The 408-nt window shown below is 72.1% G+C and carries 1 protein-coding gene; it reads left to right on the top strand.

Annotation, left to right across the window (positions count from 1 at the left end):
- Positions 1-20: 20 nt before the first annotated feature.
- On the top strand, positions 21-408 hold a 388-nt coding region (locus I6F24_RS37365; protein ID WP_225156619.1), incomplete at its 3' end, for a CHASE2 domain-containing protein.

Raw genomic sequence — 408 nt, 5'->3', positions numbered from 1 at the left:
GCTACCGCCCCGACCCCAGCGTGCTGATCGTGGCCATCGACGAAGGCAGCCTGCAGCGTATCGGCCAGTGGCCCTGGCCGCGCTCGGTGCATGCCCGCCTGCTGGACCGCCTGACCGATGCCGGCGCCGAACGCGTTGCGCTGGACCTGATGCTGTCCGAACCCGACCGTCGCGACAGCCGCCAGGATGATGAGCTGGCGGTCGCGATCCGACGCAACGGCCGGGTGGTGCTGCCGGTGCTGGCGGCACCGGCGGCCGGCGACCGCATGGCCGAGGAAATGCTGCCGATCCCGCAGATCGCCGCCAGTGCTGCCGCGATCGGCCACACCGATGTCGAGGTGGATGGGGACGGCGTCGCCCGCGGCATCTATCTGCACGCCGGTATCGGACGGCCGCACTGGCCGGCAC

Origin of the sequence: Bradyrhizobium sp. BRP23, assembly GCF_020194135.1 — a bacterium.
Lineage (GTDB): Bacteria > Pseudomonadota > Alphaproteobacteria > Rhizobiales > Xanthobacteraceae > Bradyrhizobium > Bradyrhizobium yuanmingense.
This window is presented reverse-complemented; position numbering and strand designations above follow the sequence as displayed.